Below are 21,776 nucleotides of genomic sequence, written 5' to 3'. Positions count from 1 at the left end.
CAGAGGTTTTGCGAACCATGACGCCGGACCTTCTCTCCAGCCTGTCGCTCTCGACGCCCGAGCTGATCCTTGCCATCGGCGCGCTCGCGCTGCTGATGGTCGGGGCCTATTCGCGCGCCAACACCGCCAACACGGTGACCGGCCTTGCCGTCGCCGTGCTGGTGATATCCGGCGCCTGGCTGATCTTTTCCACGGGGCAGGGCAGCGCCTACGGCAACGCCTTCGTCCAGGATTCCTTCGCCCGCTTCATGAAGGTGCTGGCGCTGGTCGGCTCGGCGGTGACGCTGGTGATGTCGATGCGCTTTGCCAAGGCGGAGCGTTTCGACAAGTTCGAATATCCGGTGCTGATCCTGCTTTGCACCCTGGGCATGATGCTGATGATCTCGGCCAACGGCATGATCGGGCTCTATCTCGGCCTCGAACTGCAGTCGCTGGCGATCTACGTGCTGGCGGCGATCAACCGCGACAATCTGCGTTCGACCGAGGCCGGCCTGAAGTACTTCGTGCTCGGCGCGCTGTCGTCGGGCATGCTGCTCTATGGCATCTCGCTGGTCTACGGCTACACCGGCAACACCGGCTTCCAGGAGATCGCGACCGCACTCGGCGGCGGCGAGCGCCAGCTTGGCCTCGTCGTCGGGCTCGTCTTCGTGCTGGCCGGCCTTGCCTTCAAGATCTCGGCGGTGCCGTTCCACATGTGGACGCCGGACGTCTATGAGGGCGCGCCGACACCGGTGACCGCTTTCCTCGCGGCAGCGCCGAAAATGGCGGCAATGGCGCTGATCGTGCGCGTCACCATGGGTGCGTTCAAGCCGATCGCCGCCGACTGGCAGCAGATCATCGTCTTCATCTCGATCGCCTCCATGGCGCTCGGCGCCTTTGCCGCCATCGGCCAGACCAACATCAAGCGCCTGATGGCCTATTCCTCGATCGGCCATATGGGCTACGCGCTGGTCGGCCTTGCCGCCAACAGCCAGGCCGGCGTGCGCGGCGTCGCCATCTACATGCTGATCTACCTGGTGATGACGCTCGGCACCTTCGCCTTCATTCTCGCCATGCGGCGCAAGGAAGGCAATGTCGAGCAGATCAGCGACCTGGCCGGCCTGTCGTCGACCAATCCTATCATGGCGACGATCCTGACCATCCTGATGTTCTCGCTGGCCGGCATCCCGCCGCTCGCCGGCTTCTGGGGGAAGTGGTATGTCTTCCTCGCCGCCATCAACGCCAACCTCTATGCGCTGGCGATCATCGGCGTGCTGGCCTCGGTGGTGGGCGCCTATTACTATCTGCGCATCATCAAGATCATGTGGTTCGACGAACCGGTCGGTGGTTTCGTGCCGATGGCCACGGAATTGCGCGTCGTGCTCGGCGTCTGCGGTGCCTTCGTGCTGTTCTATGTGCTGATCGGCGGGCCGATCGGCACCTATGCCGAAGCCGCCGCCAAGACGTTCTTCTAGACGGCATGGTATTTCGGCTGGCTCCAACCTCGGCGTCGGAAGGCTTCCGGCTCGAGGCGCATGACAGCGTCGGCTCCACCAACGCGTTGGCGCTGGATCATGCCCGGGCAGGCGACCCAGGCAGGCTGTGGGTCGTTTCCAAGAGGCAGGAAAGCGGGCGCGGGCGGCGTGGCCGCGTCTGGGCGACGCCGGAAGGCAATCTGGCGGCGACATTGCTCGTCCTCACCGGCGGCGAACTTCGCCTTGCCGCGACACTCGGCTTCGTTGCCGGCCTAGCGCTTGCCGATGCGCTCGACGCCGTGGTGCCGAAGGGCCGCATCGCCATCGGCCTCGACGGCGCCAGCCAGGGCCAAAACCGTTTCGAGCTGAAATGGCCGAACGATGTGCTGGCCTCCGGCGCCAAGCTTGCCGGCATCCTGCTGGAATCCGCTGTGTTGGACGGCGGGCGTTTCGCGGTCGCGGTCGGCATCGGCGTCAATGTTGTGGCGCATCCGCAGGATTTGCCGTATCCCGCGACATCGCTTCACGCATTGGGCGCGGCATGCGATGCCGAAACGCTGTTCCTGGCGCTGTCGGATGCCTGGAGCGAGAATGCCCGGCTTTGGGATGAAGGGCGCGGCCTTGCCGCCATCCGGCGGCGCTGGCTGGCACGCGCGGCGGGCCTTGGCGGTGAGGTTGCTGTCAGAATTGACGGTAATGTGGTGCGTGGCGTGTTCGAGACCATTGACGAGGACTGCCGTTTCGTGATCCGCGACGATGACGGGTCTGTTTTGACGATCGCCGCCGGCGATGTGCATTTCGGCGCGGTCGCATCCGCGCGGGTATAGTTTTGTTTTTACGCAATTCCGGTGGGAAAGCCGTTACACACTTTTCCTGGAATTGCTTCAACGGCTTGGCCTGAGGGCCAGGAAGGGAAAAATCATGGCGAAAGCGGAAAACGCCGAACTCGTCTTCGTGCCGCTCGGCGGCGTTGGCGAGATCGGCATGAACTTCGCCCTCTACGGCTATGGCCCGCCGAGCGCGCGCGAATGGATCATCATCGATGTCGGCGTCACCTTTCCCGATGCGGCGCATCCGGGCGTCGACCTGATCCTGCCCGACACGCGCTTCATCGAGGAGAACCTCGCCAACCTGCGCGGTATCATCATCACCCATGCGCATGAGGACCATTACGGCGCGCTGCTCGACACCTGGCCGAAGCTGAAGGCGCCGGTATGGATGACGCCGTTCAGTGCCGGGCTGCTGGAAGCCAAGCGGCAAGGCGAACAAGGTGCACCGAAAATCCCGCTGACGATCTACCGGGCGGGCGAGAAGTTCACCGTCGGCCCGTTCGAGATCGAGGCCATTCCGGTGGCACACTCGATTCCCGAGCCGATGTCGCTGGCGATCACCTCGCCGGCCGGCACCGTCATCCACACCGGCGACTGGAAGATCGACCCGGAACCGACGATCGGGCCGAAGACCGACGAAGCGCGCTTCCGTGCCTATGGCGACAAGGGCGTGCTGGCGCTGATCTGCGATTCGACCAACGCGCTGCGCGAAGGCGAGTCGCCTTCGGAAGTCGCAGTGGGCGAGGGTCTCAAGGGCGTCATCCAGGCCGCCAAGGGCCGCGTCGCCGTCACCACATTCTCCTCCAATGTCGGGCGCATCGTCTCTATCGCCAGAGCCGCACGCGATGCCGGCCGCCAGTGCCTGGTGCTCGGCCGCTCGCTGAAGCGCGTCATCGATGTGGCCGGCGAGCTCGGCTACATGGACGGCCTGCCGGAGTTCATTGCCGAGGAGGATTTCGGCTTCATCCCGCGCGAAAACCTGGTCATCATCTGCACCGGCAGCCAGGGCGAGCCGCTGGCAGCCCTTGCCAAGCTGTCACGCGACGAGATGAAATCGGTATCGCTGACGGCGGGCGACACGGTGGTGTTTTCCTCGCGCACCATTCCCGGCAACGAAAAGGCGATTCTCGAGATCAAGAACCGCCTCATCGATCTCGGCATCAAGATCATCGAGGACGGCGACGCGCTGGTGCATGTCTCGGGCCATCCCCGCCGCAGCGAACTGCGCAAGATGTATGAATGGGTGCGCCCGCAGATCGGCGTTCCCGTGCATGGCGAGGCCGCGCATCTGGTGGCGCAGGGATCGCTGATGTCGACCTCCGGCATCGGCCAGGTGGCGCAGGTGCGCGACGGCGACATGCTGCGGCTCGCTCCCGGTCCCGCCACGATCATCGATCAGGTGCCGTTCGGCCGCATCTACAAGGACGGCAATTTGATCGGCACCGACCAGGCGATGGGCATTCGCGACCGGCGCAAATTGTCCTTTGCCGGCCATGTCGCGGTCAATGTCGTGCTCGACGACAAATATGAACTGGCCGGCGATCCCGACCTGGTCGCCATCGGGGTCGCCGAGGCCGATGCCCGTGGCGAGACGCTGGAAGACCTGATGATCGATGCGGCCGTCGGCGCGGTGGATTCGATCCCCCGCCAGCGCCGAAAGGACCTCGACCTGGTGCAGGAGGCGGTACGGCGCGCGGTGCGCGGCGCCGCCAACGAGGCCTGGGGCAAGAAGCCGCTGGTGACGGTGTTCGTCACAAGGTGAAAATGGCAGCTACACGTTGAGCTGATAGCTGACCGGAAGCCAGCGAAAAGAACCGTTCGCCGATTCGATGTAACCCAGGCCTGGAAATGGCATGTGGTGGCCAGCGACCAGCAGGCGCTGATCCGCGGCCATCTTCAGCAGCCGCTTGCGCGTCTCGACCGCCTGTTGCTTGTCATCATCGAAATCGGCATGCCAATCCGGCTGCTGGACAGACACGACATAGTGCAGGAAGGCGTCGGACCAGATCAGCAATCGCTGGCCGCCGCTTTCGACGAGAAATGCCAGGAGGCCGGGGGAGTGACCGGCGGCGTCGATTGCAGTGACGCCGGGCAGCACCTCATCTCCGGGTGCTAGGAATGTTGCCTGGTCGGCCAGCCCGGTGCAAATCTGCCTGAACAGATCACGGTTGGCCAATCTGGCCTCGCGGACCGCTGTTGCCTCGGTCCAGAAAGCGAATTCGGCCGCGCCGAACACATAGCGTGCTCGACGGAAAACGGGTTCGCCATTCCTGACGAGCCCGCCGATATGATCCGGGTGGCCGTGCGTGATGACCACCACATCAATGTCGTCCGCCCCGAGCCCAAGGTCTTGCAAACAGTCGAGGAGTGAACTGTCCTCGTCTCCGCATCCGGTGTCGAAAAGGATCTTTTCGGAACCGGTGTCGACGAGCGTCGGGATGAAACAATGCTCGTATCGGTCCTGGTCAATGAAGTTCGAGGCCATGAGCTTGAGCGCCGCGCCTGGCGATTGTCCAGCTGCGAAGGCCGATGCGAGGTTGTCGCGGACATCGACGGCATCGAGCAAGGCGGCAACTTTGAATGACCCAAGATCGAAAGGAAAGATGCGGGCGCGGGCAGGGCGGATATCGGACATTGCCGTTTGTACTTTGCGGCTGGCGATCGGAACAGCCTCGATCGTGATTTGGAAGAATGATCATCGAAGTGCGACAGTGCGCGCCTCGTGAATGGCTATTGATATCAGTCGATTTGACGTATGACGCAGTCACTGGAAAGAGGAGTGATCGCTCGCACATGCTCGGACGGCTGAACCATGTCGCGCTCGCGGTGCCGGATCTGGCGGCGGCAATTGCTGCTTACCACAATACGCTTGGCGCCGCAGTGAGCGAGCCGCAGGCGCTGCCGGAGCATGGCGTTACCGTGGTGTTCGTCAATGTCGGCAACACCAAGATCGAATTGCTGGAGCCGCTTGGCGAGGGCTCGCCGATCGCCGCGTTCCTGGTGAAGAACCCGTCCGGCGGCATGCATCATCTCTGCTACGAGGTCGACGATATCCTGGCCGCGCGTGACCAGCTCAAGGCCGCCGGCGCCCGCGTGCTCGGCGACGGCAATCCGAAGCTGGGTGCGCATGGCAAGCCGGTGCTGTTCCTGCACCCGAAGGATTTTTTCGGCACGCTGATCGAACTGGAGCAATCATGAGCTGGGTTTCGTTCACCGCGCTGTTTTTCGCGACCTGGTGGGTGGTGCTGTTCGCCGTGCTGCCGTTCAGCGTGAGGACGCAGGACGATGATCACGACGTGACGCTGGGCACCGTGCCGAGCGCGCCGCGCGGGCCGCATATGCTGCGCGCCGTGATCCGCACGACCATCGCCACGGCGATCCTGATGGGCATTTTCTATGGCCTGACGCACGGGCTGGGATACAGCCTCAACGACATCCCGCACATCGTGCCGGATTTCGGCCAGACCCCAGCGAAGTAGATCGCCCGGCAAGGCTGCTTAGCCGACATCGGAGCGGTGCGGATGGGCTTGAAATGCCACCACGCCCCGCGCTGACGCTGGGTCATGTAAGCTGGCAACTCGCCGCTCTAACCAGATGATTGCACAAAAAAAATGCAAGGCACGAGGCCTTGCAATTAAACGCGTCCGATCTGTTTCCGGTTTCCGGCGGCAGCGAGTAACCGCGCCTAGATCGCATCCTCCCAAGACTTTGACCGCGTAGGAGAGCAGATTTGTCTCCGCCCTCTCGGTTATCGCGGGACATTAGCCTAAGCCGAATGAAAATGTCACGAAGAATTTTGCCTCGAAACAGGCATTCTCGTGCTGCACTGCACAATAGTATGGCATGCTTTGCTTTCGAAACGACCAGCAGTGTCCAAGGGAGCCTTTACGGCATGTTCTGCATTGACGCGCGCAAAGAATTGGAGGCCAAATCCGAAGTGGTTCAGCGCGCTCGATTGCCAGCGCGGCCTGACCCGGGAACCAAGGGATTCCGGGCCGGAAGGCGTTGATGTGCGGCTATGGCCGGGTTTCCATTCCGCCATGAAATGGCTATGAAGCCGGGGCAAGCAAACCTGCGTCGCGCCGATTCTGGTGCGGCCGTTCTCATTCACGGACCAGTCCATGCGTTTGTCGCGCTATTTCCTGCCTATCCTCAAAGAAAATCCGCGCGAGGCCGAGATCGTCTCGCACCGGCTGATGCTGCGTGCCGGCATGATCCGCCAGCAGGGGCAGGGCAGTTTTTCCTGGCTGCCGCTCGGCAAGCGGGTGCTGGACAAGGTCTGCCAGATTATCCGTGAGGAGCAGAATCGCGCCGGCGCGCTGGAAATCCTGATGCCGACCATCCAGTCGGCCGATTTGTGGCGCGAAAGCGGCCGCTATGACGATTACGGCAAGGAGATGCTGCGCATCAAGGACCGGCAGGACCGCGACATGCTCTACGGTCCGACCAATGAGGAAGTGGTCACCGAAATCGTCCGCGCCTACGTCAAGTCCTACAAGGACCTGCCGCTTAATCTCTACCACATCCAGTGGAAGTTCCGTGACGAGGTGCGGCCGCGCTTCGGCGTCATGCGCTCGCGCGAATTCCTGATGAAGGACGCCTATTCCTTCGACCTCGATTTCGAGGGCGCCAAGGCGGCCTATAACAGGATGTTCGTGTCCTATCTCAGGACCTTCACGCGCATGGGGCTGCAGGCTATCCCGATGCGGGCCGATACCGGGCCGATCGGCGGCGATCTCAGCCACGAATTCATCATCCTGGCCGACACCGGCGAGAGCCAGGTCTATTGCGATCGCGATTATCTGTCGCTCCAGGTGCCCGGCGAAAACACCGACTTTGCCAATGACGGCGAGATCGCCGACATCGTCAAGACGTGGACGACGCCTTACGCCGCCACCGACGAGATGCATGACGAAGCGGCGTGGGACAAGCTCGGCGAAGCCGACCGTGTCTCGGCGCGGGGCATCGAGGTCGGCCACATCTTTCATTTCGGCGACAAATATTCCAAGCCCATGGGCGCCAAGGTGACCGGCCCCGACGGCAAGGATCATTTCGTCTCCGGTGGCTCCTACGGCATCGGCCCGTCGCGGCTGGTCGCCGCGATCATCGAAGCCAGCCACGACGAGAACGGCATCATCTGGCCGGAAGCCGTGGCGCCTTTCGACATCGGCGTGATCAACATGAAGGCGGGCGATGCCGACTGCGACCGCGTCTGCGACGAGCTTTATGCCGCCTTTGCCGACGCCGGCAAGGATGTGCTCTACGACGACACCGACCAGCGGCCGGGCGGCAAGTTCGCCACCGCCGACCTGATCGGCCTGCCCTGGCAGGTGATCGTTGGGCCGCGTGGCGTCGCCGCTGGCGAGGTCGAAATCAAGAATCGCAAGACCGGCGAGCGCGAGACGCTGCCGATCGCTGAGGCGAAAAAACGCTTCGGTGCCGCCGCATGAGCGAGGCGGCCGCGGCAAGATCGGCGGGCGCCGGTCCCTTTTCCATCTTCGAACGTACGGTCGCATGGCGCTACCTGCGTTCGCGGCGCAAGGAGACCGTGATCTCGGTCATCGCCTCGATCTCCTTCCTCGGCATCATGCTGGGCGTCGCGACGCTGATCGTGGTGATGGCCGTGATGAACGGGTTCCGCGCCGAGCTGTTGACGCGGATTCTCGGCGTCAACGGCCATTTGATCGTGCAGCCAATCGATTCGCCGCTCGAGGATTACGCCCAGGTCGCCGGCCGCATCAACGGGGTGCCCGGCGTCAAATACGCCATCCCGCTCATCGACGGCCAGGTGCTGGCGCAAGGCAATGTCGGTGGCGGCACCGGTGCGCTGGTGCGTGGCATACGCGCTGAGGATCTCGGCAAGATCGCCATCGTCGCCAACAACATCAAGCAGGGTTCGCTCGCCGATTTTGACAGCGGTGAGGGCGTCGCCATCGGCAAGCGCATGGCCGAGAATCTCGGCCTGACGCTGGGCGACACCATCACGCTGATCTCGCCCGATGGCGACGTGACGCCGATCGGCACGACGCCGCGCATGAAGGGTTACAAGATTTCGGCGATCTTCGAAGTCGGCATGTCGGAATATGATACCTCCATCGTCTACATGCCGTTCTCCGAGGCGCAGCTCTATTTCAACATGGACGGACGCGCGCAGACGATCGAGATCTATGTAGACAATCCGGACGATGTCGATGCGCTGAAACCGCAGGTGGAAGCGGCGGCGCAGCGGCCGATCGATATGGTCGACTGGCGCCAGCGCAACGAGACCTTCTTTTCCGCCCTACAGGTCGAACGCAATGTCATGTTCATGATCCTGACGCTGATCGTGCTGGTGGCGGCCCTCAACATCATTTCCGGCCTGATCATGCTGGTGAAGGATAAGGGCCACGACATCGCCATCCTGCGCACCATGGGCGCCTCGCGCGGCGCCATCTTGCGCATCTTCCTGATGACGGGGGCTGCGATCGGCGTCACCGGCACGCTCGCCGGCGTGCTGCTCGGCGTCGTCATCTGCACCAATATCGAATCGATCCGCCAGTTCTTCTCCTGGATGACCGGCAAGGTGCTGTTCAACCCCGAACTCTACTTCCTCAGCCAGCTGCCGGCAAAGATGGACCCGCGCGAGACGACCTATGTCATCATCATGGCGCTCGGCCTGTCCTTCCTGGCAACGGTGTTTCCAGCATGGCGGGCGGCTCGCCTCGATCCGGTCGAAGCCTTGAGGTACGAATAGTGGCCGAGGTCATTATCGAGCTGAAGAGCGTCGAGCGGCACTATGTCCAGGGGCCGCGCAAGCTCACCATCCTGAACGGCGCCGATTTTGCGCTGCGGCGCGGCGAGATGGTGGCGCTGGTGGCGCCGTCGGGCACCGGCAAGTCGACGCTGCTGCACACGGCGGGCCTGCTGGAACGCCCCGACGCCGGTGACGTCATCCTGTCCGGCCGGGCCTGCGGGCGGCTGTCCGACGATGAACGCACCTCGATCCGCCGCAACGATGTCGGCTTCGTCTACCAGTTCCATCATCTGCTGCCGGAGTTTTCCGCGCTGGAAAACATCATGATGCCGCAACTGATCAAAGGGCTGAGCCGCGAGGAAGCGTCGGAGCGCGCCGCGCAGCTGCTCGACTACATGCAGATCGGCAAGCGCGCCTCGCACCGGCCGGCCGAGCTGTCGGGCGGCGAGCAGCAGCGCGTCGCCATCGCGCGCGCGGTCGCCAATGCGCCGCTGGTGCTGTTGGCAGACGAGCCGACCGGCAATCTCGATCCGGTTACCGCCTCTTACGTCTTCGAGGCGCTGGAGGCGCTGGTCCGGCAGTCGGGCCTCGCCGCGCTGATCGCCACCCACAATCACGAGCTGGCATCGCGCATGGACAGGCGCGTCACGCTGGCCGACGGCAAGGTGGTGCCGCTTTAGGGGCACCACGCTGCAGGGGCGAGCCCACCCTGGACACCTCCATCGAGAGTTTCCGCGGATATAGTTGTCGTCAGGGATTGTGATCTCTTCGAGAGTCGCTCGGGCTCAGAACCGCCAGTGAGCATGCAGTGCGATCAGGGTGGAAGAGATCGCGATCATCGCCAGGATGAGCAGCCAGGTTACAAAGTTGCGAGGGAGGCGCCACCGGCGGCCTTGTCTCATGCGCTTTCGCCAGCGATCGGCTTGATTGGCGCCTTTGTGTTGCCCCACATCCATCACTCGGTAGTCGCACGGCTTACCACTATTGTCTCGGCCGAGATTGAGTGCAAGCAGGCGCCGCCTGTTGATAGGTGCCGCGCCGTCAACCTTTTCTTAACCCTGCCGATTTGATCGCTCGAAGATTCCGGCCGCTGGCGGATTCTGCTCGTTGACTTTGAAACAAAATTAGAACAAATTGCGAACATATCAACAACAGGAGAGAGTTATGACCGATCTGGTTCAGGATGTCGTCTCGCTGGTTTGCATGAGTGCGTTTCTCGTTTCCATGGCGATCTGGATCGGAGCCATGTGATTTGGCGGCTTTCGCCGCCGCAGTTCCGGCGGGCGCGAGGCCGCCCCGCCGTTAAGCCTTTCTTGCCGCCGTGACGTTAGGGTTCTCCATCAAGGCAGGAGCAACGTCCAGGTGTCGCCCATCATCACCGCCATTCTGGTGGTCAGCAATCTCGGGCTGATCTTTCTGCTGATTACCGTGCCGCTTGGTTTGCGCACGGTCAGGTTCAGCCGCGTGGTCGCCATGGACCGGCAGCGCCTCTGGCAGGCGCTGTGGCCGCTCGGCAGCGATGCCGGCTGGTCCGGCGAGATCCTGTCGGCGCAGGCGTTGGACGGGGAGGGCGAGGCCCGCATCATGCTGTCGTGGGAAGGCCGCGACGGCAAGCCGATCGAGCGCAGGTCGAGGCTTGAAAACGTCGTCGAAGGCAGCAGCTTCACAATGCGCGTCATCGAGGACACCGCTCTCGATGGCTCGTTCTGGAAGGATTATAGCGAGACCACGGATCTCGTTTCGGAAGGCGGCGGCACGCGGGTGACGCTCGGCCGGACCGACCGCTACCGTGGCGTCGCCTTCCTGGTGTTCCGTTATTTCGCCATGCGCCGCGAACTTTCCAAGCTGCAGCGCTGGGCGGTCACCGGGCAGTATCGCAAGGGCGGCTGGTTCGAGCATCCGCTGAGCCAGGTCGGTTTCGCCGTGCTGTCGGCACTGATCCTGTGGCCGTTCTTCGGGCTGCACCTCGGCGGGCTGGCGCTGGCCTCGATCCTGACGTCGGTCGTGGCCTTGCACGAACTCGGCCACATGGCGGCGTTCCGCCTCATGGGCCACCGCAAGGCACGGATGATCTTCATCCCGCTGCTCGGCGGCATCGCCATTGGCGGCCGGCCCTACAACAGCCGTTTCGAGGTGGCCTTCGTGGCGCTGATGGGGGCGGGGTTCTCCGCCTTCCTGGTGCCTATCGTCATTGCCGCCAGCGTGTTTGCCGGCGGCGAGGGGCACAAGGCCGCCGCCGCGCTGCTGGCGGCGCTGGCCGGCTGTGCCGCCCTGTTCAACATCGCCAATCTGGTGCCGGTGTGGAAGTTCGACGGCGGCCAGGTGCTGCGCCAGATCTGCCCGGGGTCGATCGTGCTGGCGCTGGCCTCGTTCTTCCTGCTGTCCGCCTTCCTGGCGCTCGGCCGGCAGGCTGGCTTCTCGTCAGGGTTCCTGATCGTCGCGGGAGCGGTCTTTTCGATCCTCAGCCTGCTGACGGTGGGCAGCGGGATAAAGCCGCGTCACGAACTGGAGCCGATCCGCATCGTCGACCGCTTCGCCATCGCCGGCGCGCTGCTGGCGGTATTCGTCATCCATGGCTGCGGTGTGTTATGGGCGTCGGCGCAGCTCATCTGAGCCGCCCCGGATTGAAAGGCTCAACCGGCCTTGCGGGCCGCTTTGACAGGCAACGCGATGGCCGGGCCGAAGACATCCTCGAAGGCGGATTTCAGCGCCAGATCGAGGTCGGCCATGCCAACGGGAAGGCCGAGGTCGACGAGGCTGGTGACGCCATGATCCTGGACGCCACACGGCACGATGCCGCTGAAATGGGAGAGCTCCGGCTCGACATTGATGGCGATGCCGTGAAAGCTCACCCAGCGCCGCAGCCGGATGCCGATGGCCGCGATCTTGTCTTCGGCCGGAGAGCCGTCCGGCAGTGCGGGGCGATCGGGCCGCACCACCCAGACGCCGACCCGATCCTCACGGCGTTCGCCGCGCACATTGAAGGCGGCGAGCGTGCCGATGATCCACTGTTCGAGCGCCGCGACGAAGGCGCGCACATCCTCGCGGCGCCGCTTCAGGTCGAGCATCACATAGGCAACCCGCTGGCCCGGCCCATGATAGGTGTATTCGCCGCCGCGTCCTGCCGAAAAGACCGGAAAGCGGTCAGGCTCGATCAGGTCCTCGATGCGGGCACTGGTGCCGGCGGTGTAGAGCGGCGGGTGTTCGACCAGCCAGACCATTTCGCCGGCGGCACCACTGCGGATCGCCTCGGCGCGCGCCTCCATGAAGGCAAGCGCGTCGGGATAGGCGGTGAGGCCGGGCTCGAGGCGCCATTCGACCGGCGCTGACCCGGGCAGGGGCAGGAATGACGTGGCGATCTGGCTGCGTTCTGTCATGGCGTGTCGCTTTTTGCCCATGCATACCATAGCCCAAGACCGCCTTGCACTTCCGGGCGACATGCATTTGCTTCCATATGGCCTCAAACGGGCAAAACGTCCAGTTCCGGCCCAGTTTTCCAATCCTGTGGACCGTTATGCCAATCGCTTGAGATTATTGCTCGCGGCGCACTTGTTTCGCCGGAAACGATTTGCTACACGCCGCGAGCCGGTCGGTTCCGGCTCCTACCACGTGCGGTCGTGGCGGAATTGGTAGACGCGCAGCGTTGAGGTCGCTGTGGGGCAACCCGTGGAAGTTCGAGTCTTCTCGACCGCACCATTACTTCTCCCGAAATCATGCCATAGCGCTTTGATTTCATTAGAGAAAACAAATTTCGATTTCTCCGGCCTTGCGGGTTTTGACCGTTTTGTGCCACTAATCGTGCCACACAGCTAGCCACGACAGGCTTTTTGCAGGTGCGTGCATGGGTCGAAATCGAACCCGGATTGATCCCGACAGATATCTCACCCTGCGCCAGGGAAACTATCACTACAAGCGCCGCGTGCCGGTTACGATCGCCCATCTCGACGAGCGGGCGCCGCATGTGCGCGCCTCGCTGAAGACCGACGATCGCAACCTGGCGCGGCGCAAGCGCGATCTGCTCGAGGCGGCCGACGATGCGCTGTGGGCCTCGCTGATCACCAAGGGCGTCACGGATCCGGCGCGCCGGCGCTACGAGGCGGCGGTCAAGCGGGTCGAGGCGCTGGACTTCACCTTCCACGGTGCGGCCTATTTCGAGCAGCCGGAAGCCTTCGACGACCTTGTCGATCGGTTGCGCCATGTGCTGGCCTCCGGGCAGGAGGACCAGATCACGGCGTTGCCGCTGATTGGCGCCGTCGAGGTGCCGAAGACCAAGGTCAGCGACGCCTTCGATATTTACTGCAAGGAGATCGTGGCCGACGAGCTGACCGGCAAGAGCCAGGTGCAGAAGGACCAGTGGAAGAAGGTCAAGCAGCGCGCCGTCAGCAATTTCATCAAGCTGAATGGCGACATCGCGATGGAAGAGATCACCGTCGATCATGCCAAGAAGCTTTACCGGCACTGGCTTGCCCGCATCCTGGCGCGCAGTTCCAGCGACCCGCAGGCCGTGAAGCCCGCCGGCGCGTCGGCCGGCAATCGCGACGTCGGCAACATGCGCGTGCTCCATGAGGCCTATTTCAAATACCAGGGCGATTCGCGTCGGGAAAACCCGTTCGACGGGCTTGGCTTCTCCAACAGGATCAAGAAGCCGCGGCCGCCGATCCCGACCGACTGGATCCGCGACACCGTGATGAAGCCGGGTGCGCTTGCCACGCTCAACGAAGAGGCGCGCGGCATCCTGCTGATCCTGATCGAGACCGGCGCGCGCCCCAGCGAAATCTGCAACCTCGAGCCGCTCGCCATCCGGCTGTCCAACAAGGTGCCGCACCTGTCGATCGAACCGCGCGAGGATCCCGACAATCCGCGCGAGATCAAGACGGATTCGTCGCGGCGCCTGGTGCCGCTGGTCGGCGTCGCACTTGCCGCGGCGCAGCGCCACAAGGCCGGCTTCCCGCTCTACCGCAACCGCGAGAACGACCTGTCGGCGACGCTGAACAAGTTCCTGCGCGCAAATGCCCTGCTGCCGACCAGGGCGCACACGGTCTATTCGTTCCGGCATTCGTTCGAGGATCGCATGAAGGAAGGCGGGCTCGACGACGAGCTGCGGCGGCTGCTGATGGGCCATACGGTCGATCGCCCCAAATATGGTTCCGGCGGCTCACTCGACTGGCGGCGCCGGGAGCTGATGAAGATCGCGCTGCCGTTCGATCAGTCCATCGTGTGATTGGGCGAGCGCGCCAGGCGTGCCTGCGCTGCGGCGAGGATCGTGTTGGTCTCGACACGCTTGTCGCGCTCGCGCTCCAGCGCCCGCCAGATCGGCGTCATCAGCTCCGCCTGGCGCGGGAATTTTCCCATGAGCCTGGCGACGAGGTCGAGAAAACTCTCGATCTCGTCGATGGTAACCGGCTTGCGTTTGGCGGCGCGCGACATCGGTTCTACGCGACCTCGACCGGCTTGCCATCGACCAGGCGGTAGAACTGGTCCGGCTTGATGCCGTCAGTTCCCACGATCCCCGCCCATGCATGCAGGATCTCGCCCGACATCGCGCGCTCGACCAGGAACAGCGCGCAGCCATCCTTGCCGCGCGCTTTGCCTTCAAAGCCAGATGCGGTGGCAGCGCCCTGTTCGCCCGATGCGGTGGCAGCGCCCCAATCGCCCGATGCGGTGGCAGCGCCCCAATCGCCCGATGCGGTGGCAGCGCCCTGTTCGCCCGATGCGGTGGCAGCGCCCTGATAACTGGATGCGGTGGCAGCGCCCTGCGTGCCCGATGCGGTGGCAGCGCCCCGCGTACCCGATGCGGTGGCAGCGCCCCGCGTACCCGATGCGGTGGCAGCGCCCCGTTCTCCAGATGCGGTGGCAGCGCCCCGCGTACCCGATGCGGTGGCAGCGCCCCAATCGCCCGATGCGGTGGCAGCGCCTCGTTCGCCGGATGCGGTGGCAGCGCCCTGATAACCCGATGCGGTGGCAGCGCCTCCGATGTCGTCGGTGTTGACGCGCTCGCTGGCGGCGGCCGTGTAATTGCCGTCGACCGGCTTGGCCCGATCGATGACCCATTTGGCCGCGTCGAGGATCAGCTGCGTCAGGCCGATCTCCTTGCCGATGGTCAGTATCTCAGCGGCAGTCTTTTCGCCGCCATCGTCGCTGTCCATCTGGCCGGAGATCTCGACCTGGCAGATGCGCGTGCCGGCCGGCGCGTAATATTTGAACAGTGCCAGCGGATGACCGGTGATGGCATGAAATCCGCTCTCGCAGGCCTTGACCTTGCCGTCGTGCCTGTAGGTCTTGCCGCTCTCGAACTGGAAAAACTTGCCTTGCGGCGTGCAGGCGAGATCCTCGTTAAAACCCTTGTAGGCGAGGATCGGGGCGGTGCTGGCAATGTCGGGTTTCTTGGTGCGGGCCATGTCAGATGTCCTTCCAGGGGCAGGGCTCGCCAGGTGCGGCGCGGAAGAACGCGACGATCAGCCGATGCAGAGCGGGTGCATTTTCAGGCAGCCGGGCAAGGCCGGTGCCCAGCCCATCGGTCGGCACGTAGACTGTCAGGCCCCGGTTGAGGGCAAGTGCTACGTCGCCGAGATCGTCGACGACGGTGGCAAGCGCCAGCGGATCATCGGCGCGGTAGTAGTGGCCTGGGGCATAGAGCGTGGCGACGCCGATCGCGTTGGGCTCGCCGCGCATGGAAGCCGCCTGGCCGCCAAGCCCGACGCGCTCTGCGTTGTCGCCGAACACGAAGCGCGCCCGCGGCTCCGCCTGCAGCATGTCGCGGGTGATCCACGAGAGGTATTTTACGGGCATGCTTGCCTCCTGGTTTTCAGCGCCTGGTCGCGGCGCTTCTGGTTCTGTTTATGGGTCACCATTTCGAGGTGGTCGTCGCGGATACAGCGGCGGGTGCGGCAGAGATGGTCGAGTTGCTTCTTGCCGGGGATGAAGCCGTGCTCGTTGGTCCAGTTGACGATGTGGACGGCGACCGTCTGGCCATCGAGCGACATGCGGGGATAGCCGCCGCCGCGCCCGGTTCCCGAATCCGGGCCGGTCCAGACATGGCACGGCGAAGGGCGGCCGGCGGCGTCGACATAGCCTTTATCGACGATCTCGACGCAGACCATGATCCTGGCGCGGATCGCCTCGCGGCGGGGCAGCGGCGCGTTCATCAGAATGGGATCTCGTCGTCGAGTTCGCGCGAGCCACGCCCGGACTGCGGCGTTCTGTCCGCAAAGGATTGGCGGGTGCGTTCCTCAATCGCGCGGCGATCATCGGTCTCGCGCGAGCGCTGGCTGCCATAGTCGTCGGCGCCCTCGGCGCCGGGCGGGCGGTTGGAGGGCAGCTTGTCGAGCATCTGGATCTCGCCGCGAAAGCGGTTCAGCACCGTCTCAGTGGTGTAGCGGTCGATGCCGTCCTGGCCGGCCCATTTGCGGGTCTGCTGCTGGCCCTCGACATAGACCTTCATGCCCTTCTTCAGGTATTTTTCCGCGACCTCGGCGAGCTGCGTGTTGAAGACGACGACCGAATGCCATTCGGTGCGTTCCTTGCGCTCGCCGCTGTCCTTGTCCTTCCAGCTTTCCGACGTCGCCATGCGAAACGAGACGATCGGGTCGCCGGCCTGGCTGCGGCGGATCTCGGGATCGGCGCCAAGATTGCCGACCAGGATGACCTTGTTGACGCTGCCAGCCATTTTATTCGGTCCTCACGCTGTCGCCTGCCGTCTCGCTCCGGACGGGACGGGCTTCGCCCGACGCCCGGTCGGGCTTGCCGCCTTCGGCGGATGGAGTTTCGTTTTCGTCGGGTAGGCAGATGACCACGCGCTTGATGACGCGGTTCGGCCTGTTGCGATCGGGGGAGAGATTCGCGGCGCTGAACTCGGCGATCGACATCGTGCTGTCGACGGCTTCCAGTTCGCCCTTGGGGGAGAAGATGCCATAGAAGTCTTCGGCGACGATCAGCATCACACCATCCCCAGCGCGGCCATGTAGAGGTCGAGGATGGATTCGGCTTCCTGCCGCTCGGCCTGGTCCTTACGGCGCAGCGCCACGATGGTGCGCATCGCGGGTACGTCGAAGCCGGTGCCTTTGGCCTCGGCGTAGACTTCCTTGATGTCGTCACCGATCGTGTTGCGTTCCTCCTCCAGGCGCTCGATGCGCTCGATGAAGGCGCGCAGCTGGCCGGCCGCAACGGTCTGCGAAGTGTCGGTGTCGTCGGACATGAAAGCCTCCGGTTAAAAGCGCATTTGCATAAGGAGAAAAGAAGAACGGTCGTTGTCGGGCAGCATGCGCACGCCGATGGCGTTGCCCTCGATCGGCGCGAAGGTGACCTTGGTGCCGCCGGCGGCGGCCAGCGCGTCGCGGATGTAGCGGCAGTTGACGACGATCGGATCGCCGGAGCCTTCGACCTCGCAGTCGATCAGATCCTCGGCGTCGGCGTCGTTGCCCTTGATCTCCAGCTTGAGGCCGCCGTCGACCGGCGTCATGCGGATCGGCCGCGCGGTCTCGGCCTTGCCCTTGCCGTCCTTGCGCGGCAGCACCAAGAGCCGGCCGATCGCAGCGTCGAGCGCCTTGGCGGCGACCGATATGCGGAATGCGCCCGGCGCCTGCAACAGCCTGGCATAGTCGGCGAAGGCGGCGTCGATCAGCTTCGAGGTGACGCGGATCGCCTCGCCCTCGACGGTGACGATGCCCTTGGCACCCGAGAGCGTGACCTCGCTTTCGTCGCCGTCGAAGATGCGGATCAGTTCCTTGACCGTGCGGTCGGGAATGGTGATGCCCTGGTGACCTTCCTGACGCTCGGCGAAGCCGCCGGTCAGTTCCGGCGCCTCGACGCCGACCGTGTGGACGCGGTGGCCGTCGGTGGCCGCGGTGCGCAGCGCACTGGCACCGTCCTCGCCGACGGCGACGTGCAGCAGCACGCCCTGGATGAAATGGCGGGTTTCGTCCATCGCACTCACGCAGGTGCGCAAGAGCTCGACCAGTTCGTTGGCGCGGATCGCCATGCTCCAGTCCTGCGCGCCGGCGCCGATCAGGAAGAAATCGGCGCCGGGCAGGATCGGCATGGTCAGCCGGCCCTTGCCGTGGCGGGCGACGACGGTCTTCATGTCGTCGGCGAAATCGAGTGTGCCCGCATCGTCGCCCGATCCATCGCGCGAGATGAAGAACTCCAGGACCGCGCGTGGAATGGCGGCGACGATTGATGCGCCTTCGCAGGGGATGGTGGCGCAGGCCTCGATGTCGAGGTCCGACATGGTCAGGGTCAGCTTTTTCCTGGCGACCTCCATCCGGGCATGGTCAAGGATCTCGATGTTGCGCGAGCCGCCGGGGATGTTGCGGATCGCCTTGGCGGCTTCGGCGAAGGCGGCGACGGAGAACTTGATTGTCATGGGTTTTGCCTCACGCTCGATTCCGCGCTGTCGCGCGGCGCTCCGGCAGGGCGGGCGACGAGGCCCGACGGCCGGTCGGCCTTGCCGCCTTCGGCGGGAAAGGTCAGCGCGCCCTGACCACGGATCCCGGCCAGCATGTGCTCGGCGGCCGGCGAGAGGAATTGATGCTCGGGGTACATGTCGCGCAACAGGTCGAGCGCATCGGCGACATTGCGCGCAGCGATCATTTCCTGGAGACGGTCGAGATCGCCCGAGTGGTAGCCAAGCTTTTCACGCAGATCGTCGATCTTGCCCTGCGCCTTTTCCAGATCGTTGAGCGTGGAAGACAGCTTGCCTTCCCACTCCAGCCGTTCCGTCTCGACGTCGCGTTCAAAGACGACCGTGCGATCCTGAATTGCCCAATCGATCACCTGGTCGCACAGAAAATTCCAAAGCTTGCACTTTTTGAGGGTCGACAAAGCCAGCTCGGAATCGAGACCATCAATGTCGCGCGCGATGTCGGCGGCGATGGCCTGTTGTTCCTGCGGAGTATGATGCATCACACCCTCCTGGCGTTGGGGCAGAGCGTGGCCAGGCGCTCGCGATAGGCTTCCGCAGCCTTGGCCACCGGCCATGCGGACAGCCGGCCGCGCATGGCGATCGGCCTGGCGGCGTCGATCGCGGTGCCCCAGCTTTTCGGCGCCGGCATCAGCAATTGCCGCTGCTCGGTCGCCAGCATGCGCAGGTCGAAATCGGCGATCACCGCGCGATAGGTTTTTCCCGGTGGCGGCATGCCGGCGGCGCGCCAGATCGCCATGTCGAGGCGGGCCTTGGCGGTGGCGATCAGCGTCTCGACCATGCCATGCGCCGAGCCGCCATAGAGTTCGTCGGCGATGACGGCCAGCCACTTGGCCACCGGCGTCGTCATGTCGCCGAAGACATATTCATGCGCGTCGTGCAGCAGGAAATAGGCCGCGATGTTGGCGTCGCGGGTTTCCTCCATCGCGGCGTCGGCGCCGATGACGCAGTGCTGCGCCACCGAATAGGTGTTGCCGGGCACCGCGCCGCCGAAGCGGCAGATGCGCGCTAGGCCCTCGGCGACGTCGCCATGCAGGTCGATGTCGAGCGCGGTGAAGCCGGACATCGGAAAGGCGCGCCCGGTGATGGTCTGCTTGAAGACGTCTGCGTCACGCAACGCGCTTGGCATTCTCATGAGGTCGCGGGTCTCGCTCATGCGTGCTCACCCCGATGCACGGTCGCCTTCTGTTCGGCGGCGACGGCGTAGATGACGCGGTTGGCCTCGCGATCGAGCAGCGGCAGGCGGCGCAGGAAGGTTTTCAGCGCGGCCAGGCAGCGCTCGGATTGCGACCACCAGGGGTCGAGCTTGAAGGCGGCGCGCGCCTGGCAGAAGCGGCGCCATTCGACGGCCGCCGCGTCTTCACTGGCTTCATCCAGCCCGCCGGTCTTCGGCATGATGTGCGCCGCCGAGGCGATCGCCTTCTCGATGATCTGCTGCAGCCGGTCGCCGGTCGGCGCGATCTCGCGGATGAAGGTCTCGGCGAGGATCAGCTTGGCCTCGGTCAGATGGGCGATGATCTCGCCGACCGAGAAGCCGAGCATCGACAGATCCTTTTCGGTGGCGCCTTCGCCGCAGCCGGCGATTTCGCGGATGGCGTCGGCAAGTTCGAGCGCGCGGGCATTTCTCCCGCTGCCGGCTTCGGGGTGATCGACGCGGCGGGCGTCGGAAAAGCGCTGGCCCGGTTTGCCGGCGAGGCTGGCAGGGATCGGCGCGGCGGTTTCGGATTGACTGCGGGTTTGATGCACGGCGCGCCTCCATCGGGTTGATGCAGGCGGATAATATGCGCAAACGGATAACTGTCAATCTGAAAAAATGCGCAAACGGATAAAACCTTTTCGTGAAGAGGGCGGGTTAGTCCAGCTGGCCCTTGTCGAGTATGGCAATGACTTCCGCCAGCAGGTCGAGCGCGCGCTTGCGGTCGGCGTCGTCGGCGGAAAACGTGCGCTCGATCCTGGCCGCGACTTCGGCGTTCATGCTGCGCCCGCTTTCGGCCGCCGAGACCTTGAGTTGCCTCACCAGCGAGGCCGTCAGGCGGATGTGGATGGTGATGCGGTCAGGGCTCGTCATGCCCGACCTTATGGACAAAAAGCCGGCCGCCGGAAATCAGTCCACCGGTGCTATAAATGTCCCACGCGTGCTATATGTTCTCCCCGCTATTCACAGGCAGATTATTACAGGTTGAAATATCCTGTTAAGCTCGCGCGAATGGTTCTATTCGTACAATTGTACCAAAATGAGACGCCGAGTGAGGATCGGCGCGGTTGACAAGGGGGGAAGGAAATTGTTCCTAATCGGGTCTGCTCGGGATTTCAGAAATGATCCACTACATGCCACGTGACAAGACGTGCGGCGAGGACGCGATGGAGGCGCTGCGCGCCATTGCGAGTGGACCCATGGACCCGGCGATGCGCATCGAGCGCGATGCCGCCGCGATCGCTAGCGCGATGAGGATGATTCACGGCGGGGCGTGGCGCTTTGAGATCGATCATCAGCATCAGATCGTTCTGATCCGGCCGTGTTAACCCTGATCGCGTTGGAAATGACGGTCAGGGCGACGTTGATATCGGTTTCCGTGAGCCCGGCGATCCGACGCAGCACGGCCAGGATTTCCGCTTCGCCGCGAATCGGCTCGTCGGTGCGGCCGTTTTCAACGACCTGGCTGTAAAGCGCATTGATGCGGTCGCGGCGATCGCCGCGCGGTTCCGATCCCGCCAGCCAACGGTTGACCGTCGACTGGCCGACCTCCAGCAGCTCGGCGAGCTTCTGCTGCTTCCAGTCCGTCGTCGCCATGATGGCGCGGATCTTCTCCTCGATCTTCATGGCGCGGACGCTGCCACGGGCGGCGGATAAAGAAAAATCCGCATGCGCATATTTTTCGGCTTGCATGTTATCCGTTTGCGCATAATATGCGTTGCCATGAGTGCCATCAGACATATTCGCCTCCATATATTCGGGGTGACCCAGGCTGAATTCGCAGCCCTGGCCGGCGTGACGCAGGCCAGCGTGTCGCGGTGGGAGGCCGGAGTGGCGCCGTCACTCGACGACATGCGGGCGATCCGCGAGGCGGCCATCGCACGCGGCATCGCCTGGGACGATGCCTGGTTTTTCGCCGTTCCCGGCGAGGCGGTGGCGGCTGAACCGGTCGGTGAGCCGCAGCGGGCCGCCGCCGGGCACTGCAACGATTTCGACGCCGCGCCCCCGGGCGTCGCGGCCGGTCCCGACGCCTCCCAAGCCGGGGCCGGCCTTTCCAATCAGCGAAATCAGGAAATGGCGGAATGAGCAGGGCACTGTTGCCTCCATAGCGGCGTTTGACTTCGCCCAGATCACCACCACCGCAGCC

At 64.1% G+C, this 21,776-nt stretch carries 26 protein-coding genes and 1 tRNA gene; 12 read left to right on the top strand and 15 right to left on the bottom strand.

The genetic code is table 11. The features are described 5' to 3' along the window. Window positions 1-17: 17 nt before the first annotated feature. The 3 genes from nuoN (at window position 18) to FJ978_RS28480 (ending at window position 4,046) form a co-directional block, all read left to right on the top strand. Window positions 18-1,454: an NADH-quinone oxidoreductase subunit NuoN gene (gene nuoN, locus FJ978_RS28490; protein WP_013894822.1), complete on the top strand. Its 1,437-nt coding sequence runs from the start codon at window positions 18-20 to the stop codon at window positions 1,452-1,454. Between the two features lie 5 nt (window positions 1,455-1,459). Beyond that, window positions 1,460-2,281 carry a biotin--[acetyl-CoA-carboxylase] ligase gene (locus FJ978_RS28485; protein ID WP_140575998.1) on the top strand — a complete coding sequence of 274 codons (822 nt, stop codon included), beginning with the start codon at window positions 1,460-1,462 and terminating at the stop codon, window positions 2,279-2,281. Between the two features lie 94 nt (window positions 2,282-2,375). Next, entirely contained in the window at window positions 2,376-4,046 is a 1,671-nt protein-coding gene (locus FJ978_RS28480) for a ribonuclease J (RefSeq protein ID WP_013894824.1), read from the top strand. Between the two features lie 9 nt (window positions 4,047-4,055). Here FJ978_RS28480 and FJ978_RS28475 read toward each other — a convergent pair whose 3' ends face one another. Further along, entirely contained in the window at window positions 4,056-4,919 is an 864-nt protein-coding gene (locus FJ978_RS28475; protein WP_140575997.1) for an MBL fold metallo-hydrolase, read from the bottom strand. 158 nt (window positions 4,920-5,077) lie between these two features. Between FJ978_RS28475 and mce the strand changes: the two genes are divergently transcribed. The 6 genes from mce to FJ978_RS28445 all read left to right on the top strand — a co-directional run bounded on the left by mce (window position 5,078) and on the right by FJ978_RS28445 (window position 11,630). Further along, on the top strand, window positions 5,078-5,482 hold the full coding sequence (mce, locus tag FJ978_RS28470; RefSeq protein WP_140575995.1) for a methylmalonyl-CoA epimerase: 405 nt from the start codon (window positions 5,078-5,080) through the stop codon (window positions 5,480-5,482). Beyond that, window positions 5,479-5,763, top strand: a complete 285-nt coding sequence (locus tag FJ978_RS28465) for a DUF1467 family protein (protein ID WP_010910093.1) — start codon at window positions 5,479-5,481, stop codon at window positions 5,761-5,763. The genes mce and FJ978_RS28465 overlap by 4 nt, the downstream gene beginning before the upstream one ends. Window positions 5,764-6,405: 642 nt before the next feature. After that, complete coding sequence (gene proS / locus FJ978_RS28460; RefSeq protein WP_140575993.1) at window positions 6,406-7,734, top strand: proline--tRNA ligase; 1,329 nt, start codon at window positions 6,406-6,408, stop codon at window positions 7,732-7,734. Further along, a complete protein-coding gene (locus tag FJ978_RS28455; RefSeq protein WP_140575991.1) occupies window positions 7,731-9,017 on the top strand; it encodes a lipoprotein-releasing ABC transporter permease subunit in 1,287 nt (428 codons plus the stop codon). The genes proS and FJ978_RS28455 overlap by 4 nt, the downstream gene beginning before the upstream one ends. After that, the gene (locus tag FJ978_RS28450; protein WP_181176831.1) at window positions 9,014-9,697 is read left to right on the top strand and encodes an ABC transporter ATP-binding protein; all 684 of its coding nucleotides are present in this window, start codon (window positions 9,014-9,016) and stop codon (window positions 9,695-9,697) included. The genes FJ978_RS28455 and FJ978_RS28450 overlap by 4 nt, the downstream gene beginning before the upstream one ends. A 682-nt stretch (window positions 9,698-10,379) precedes the next feature. Next, window positions 10,380-11,630, top strand: a complete 1,251-nt coding sequence (locus tag FJ978_RS28445) for a site-2 protease family protein (protein WP_140575988.1) — start codon at window positions 10,380-10,382, stop codon at window positions 11,628-11,630. 20 nt (window positions 11,631-11,650) lie between these two features. On the opposite strand, the gene lipB is transcribed toward FJ978_RS28445, so the two are convergent. Beyond that, window positions 11,651-12,394, bottom strand: coding sequence for a lipoyl(octanoyl) transferase LipB (lipB, locus tag FJ978_RS28440; protein ID WP_140575987.1), 744 nt, complete (start codon window positions 12,392-12,394; stop codon window positions 11,651-11,653). Between the two features lie 234 nt (window positions 12,395-12,628). Here lipB and FJ978_RS28435 point away from each other — a divergent pair. Further along, window positions 12,629-12,713, top strand: a tRNA-Leu gene (locus tag FJ978_RS28435). A 145-nt stretch (window positions 12,714-12,858) separates the two neighbouring features. Next, the gene (locus FJ978_RS28430) at window positions 12,859-14,238 is read left to right on the top strand and encodes a DUF6538 domain-containing protein (protein ID WP_140575985.1); all 1,380 of its coding nucleotides are present in this window, start codon (window positions 12,859-12,861) and stop codon (window positions 14,236-14,238) included. On the opposite strand, the gene FJ978_RS28425 is transcribed toward FJ978_RS28430, so the two are convergent. From FJ978_RS28425 to FJ978_RS28365, 13 genes are all read right to left on the bottom strand, one after another. Beyond that, window positions 14,223-14,444: a hypothetical protein gene (locus FJ978_RS28425; RefSeq protein ID WP_140575984.1), complete on the bottom strand. Its 222-nt coding sequence runs from the start codon at window positions 14,442-14,444 to the stop codon at window positions 14,223-14,225. The two genes, FJ978_RS28430 and FJ978_RS28425, sit on opposite strands and share 16 nt — an antisense overlap. Before the next feature lie 5 nt (window positions 14,445-14,449). Then, window positions 14,450-15,415: a hypothetical protein gene (locus tag FJ978_RS28420; RefSeq protein WP_140575982.1), complete on the bottom strand. Its 966-nt coding sequence runs from the start codon at window positions 15,413-15,415 to the stop codon at window positions 14,450-14,452. Window position 15,416: 1 nt separating this feature from the next. Then, window positions 15,417-15,806: a hypothetical protein gene (locus FJ978_RS28415; RefSeq protein WP_140575981.1), complete on the bottom strand. Its 390-nt coding sequence runs from the start codon at window positions 15,804-15,806 to the stop codon at window positions 15,417-15,419. Continuing rightward, complete coding sequence (locus FJ978_RS28410; protein ID WP_140575979.1) at window positions 15,797-16,162, bottom strand: HNH endonuclease signature motif containing protein; 366 nt, start codon at window positions 16,160-16,162, stop codon at window positions 15,797-15,799. The genes FJ978_RS28415 and FJ978_RS28410 overlap by 10 nt, the downstream gene beginning before the upstream one ends. Then, window positions 16,162-16,683: a single-stranded DNA-binding protein gene (ssb, locus tag FJ978_RS28405; protein WP_140575978.1), complete on the bottom strand. Its 522-nt coding sequence runs from the start codon at window positions 16,681-16,683 to the stop codon at window positions 16,162-16,164. Before ssb ends, FJ978_RS28410 begins: the two co-directional genes overlap by 1 nt. 1 nt (window position 16,684) lies before the next feature. Next, window positions 16,685-16,954 carry a hypothetical protein gene (locus tag FJ978_RS28400; protein ID WP_140575976.1) on the bottom strand — a complete coding sequence of 90 codons (270 nt, stop codon included), beginning with the start codon at window positions 16,952-16,954 and terminating at the stop codon, window positions 16,685-16,687. Further along, window positions 16,954-17,211 carry a DUF2312 domain-containing protein gene (locus tag FJ978_RS28395; protein ID WP_140575974.1) on the bottom strand — a complete coding sequence of 86 codons (258 nt, stop codon included), beginning with the start codon at window positions 17,209-17,211 and terminating at the stop codon, window positions 16,954-16,956. The genes FJ978_RS28400 and FJ978_RS28395 overlap by 1 nt, the downstream gene beginning before the upstream one ends. Window positions 17,212-17,223: 12 nt before the next feature. Next, window positions 17,224-18,378, bottom strand: a complete 1,155-nt coding sequence (locus tag FJ978_RS28390; protein ID WP_140575972.1) for a DNA polymerase III subunit beta — start codon at window positions 18,376-18,378, stop codon at window positions 17,224-17,226. Continuing rightward, window positions 18,375-18,917 carry a hypothetical protein gene (locus FJ978_RS28385; RefSeq protein ID WP_140575970.1) on the bottom strand — a complete coding sequence of 181 codons (543 nt, stop codon included), beginning with the start codon at window positions 18,915-18,917 and terminating at the stop codon, window positions 18,375-18,377. The genes FJ978_RS28390 and FJ978_RS28385 overlap by 4 nt, the downstream gene beginning before the upstream one ends. Beyond that, window positions 18,917-19,591, bottom strand: a complete 675-nt coding sequence (locus FJ978_RS28380; RefSeq protein ID WP_140575968.1) for a hypothetical protein — start codon at window positions 19,589-19,591, stop codon at window positions 18,917-18,919. The genes FJ978_RS28385 and FJ978_RS28380 overlap by 1 nt, the downstream gene beginning before the upstream one ends. After that, on the bottom strand, window positions 19,588-20,181 hold the full coding sequence (locus FJ978_RS28375; protein WP_140575966.1) for a hypothetical protein: 594 nt from the start codon (window positions 20,179-20,181) through the stop codon (window positions 19,588-19,590). The genes FJ978_RS28380 and FJ978_RS28375 overlap by 4 nt, the downstream gene beginning before the upstream one ends. A 106-nt stretch (window positions 20,182-20,287) precedes the next feature. Then, window positions 20,288-20,503: an Arc family DNA-binding protein gene (locus FJ978_RS28370; RefSeq protein ID WP_140575965.1), complete on the bottom strand. Its 216-nt coding sequence runs from the start codon at window positions 20,501-20,503 to the stop codon at window positions 20,288-20,290. A gap of 369 nt (window positions 20,504-20,872) precedes the next feature. Continuing rightward, complete coding sequence (locus tag FJ978_RS28365) at window positions 20,873-21,370, bottom strand: helix-turn-helix transcriptional regulator (protein ID WP_181180439.1); 498 nt, start codon at window positions 21,368-21,370, stop codon at window positions 20,873-20,875. Between FJ978_RS28365 and FJ978_RS28360 the strand changes: the two genes are divergently transcribed. Then, window positions 21,353-21,715: a helix-turn-helix transcriptional regulator gene (locus tag FJ978_RS28360; RefSeq protein WP_181180438.1), complete on the top strand. Its 363-nt coding sequence runs from the start codon at window positions 21,353-21,355 to the stop codon at window positions 21,713-21,715. The two genes, FJ978_RS28365 and FJ978_RS28360, sit on opposite strands and share 18 nt — an antisense overlap. Window positions 21,716-21,776: the final 61 nt, after the last annotated feature.

Source organism: Mesorhizobium sp. B1-1-7, from assembly GCF_006442705.1.
Lineage (GTDB): Bacteria > Pseudomonadota > Alphaproteobacteria > Rhizobiales > Rhizobiaceae > Mesorhizobium > Mesorhizobium opportunistum.
This window is presented reverse-complemented; position numbering and strand designations above follow the sequence as displayed.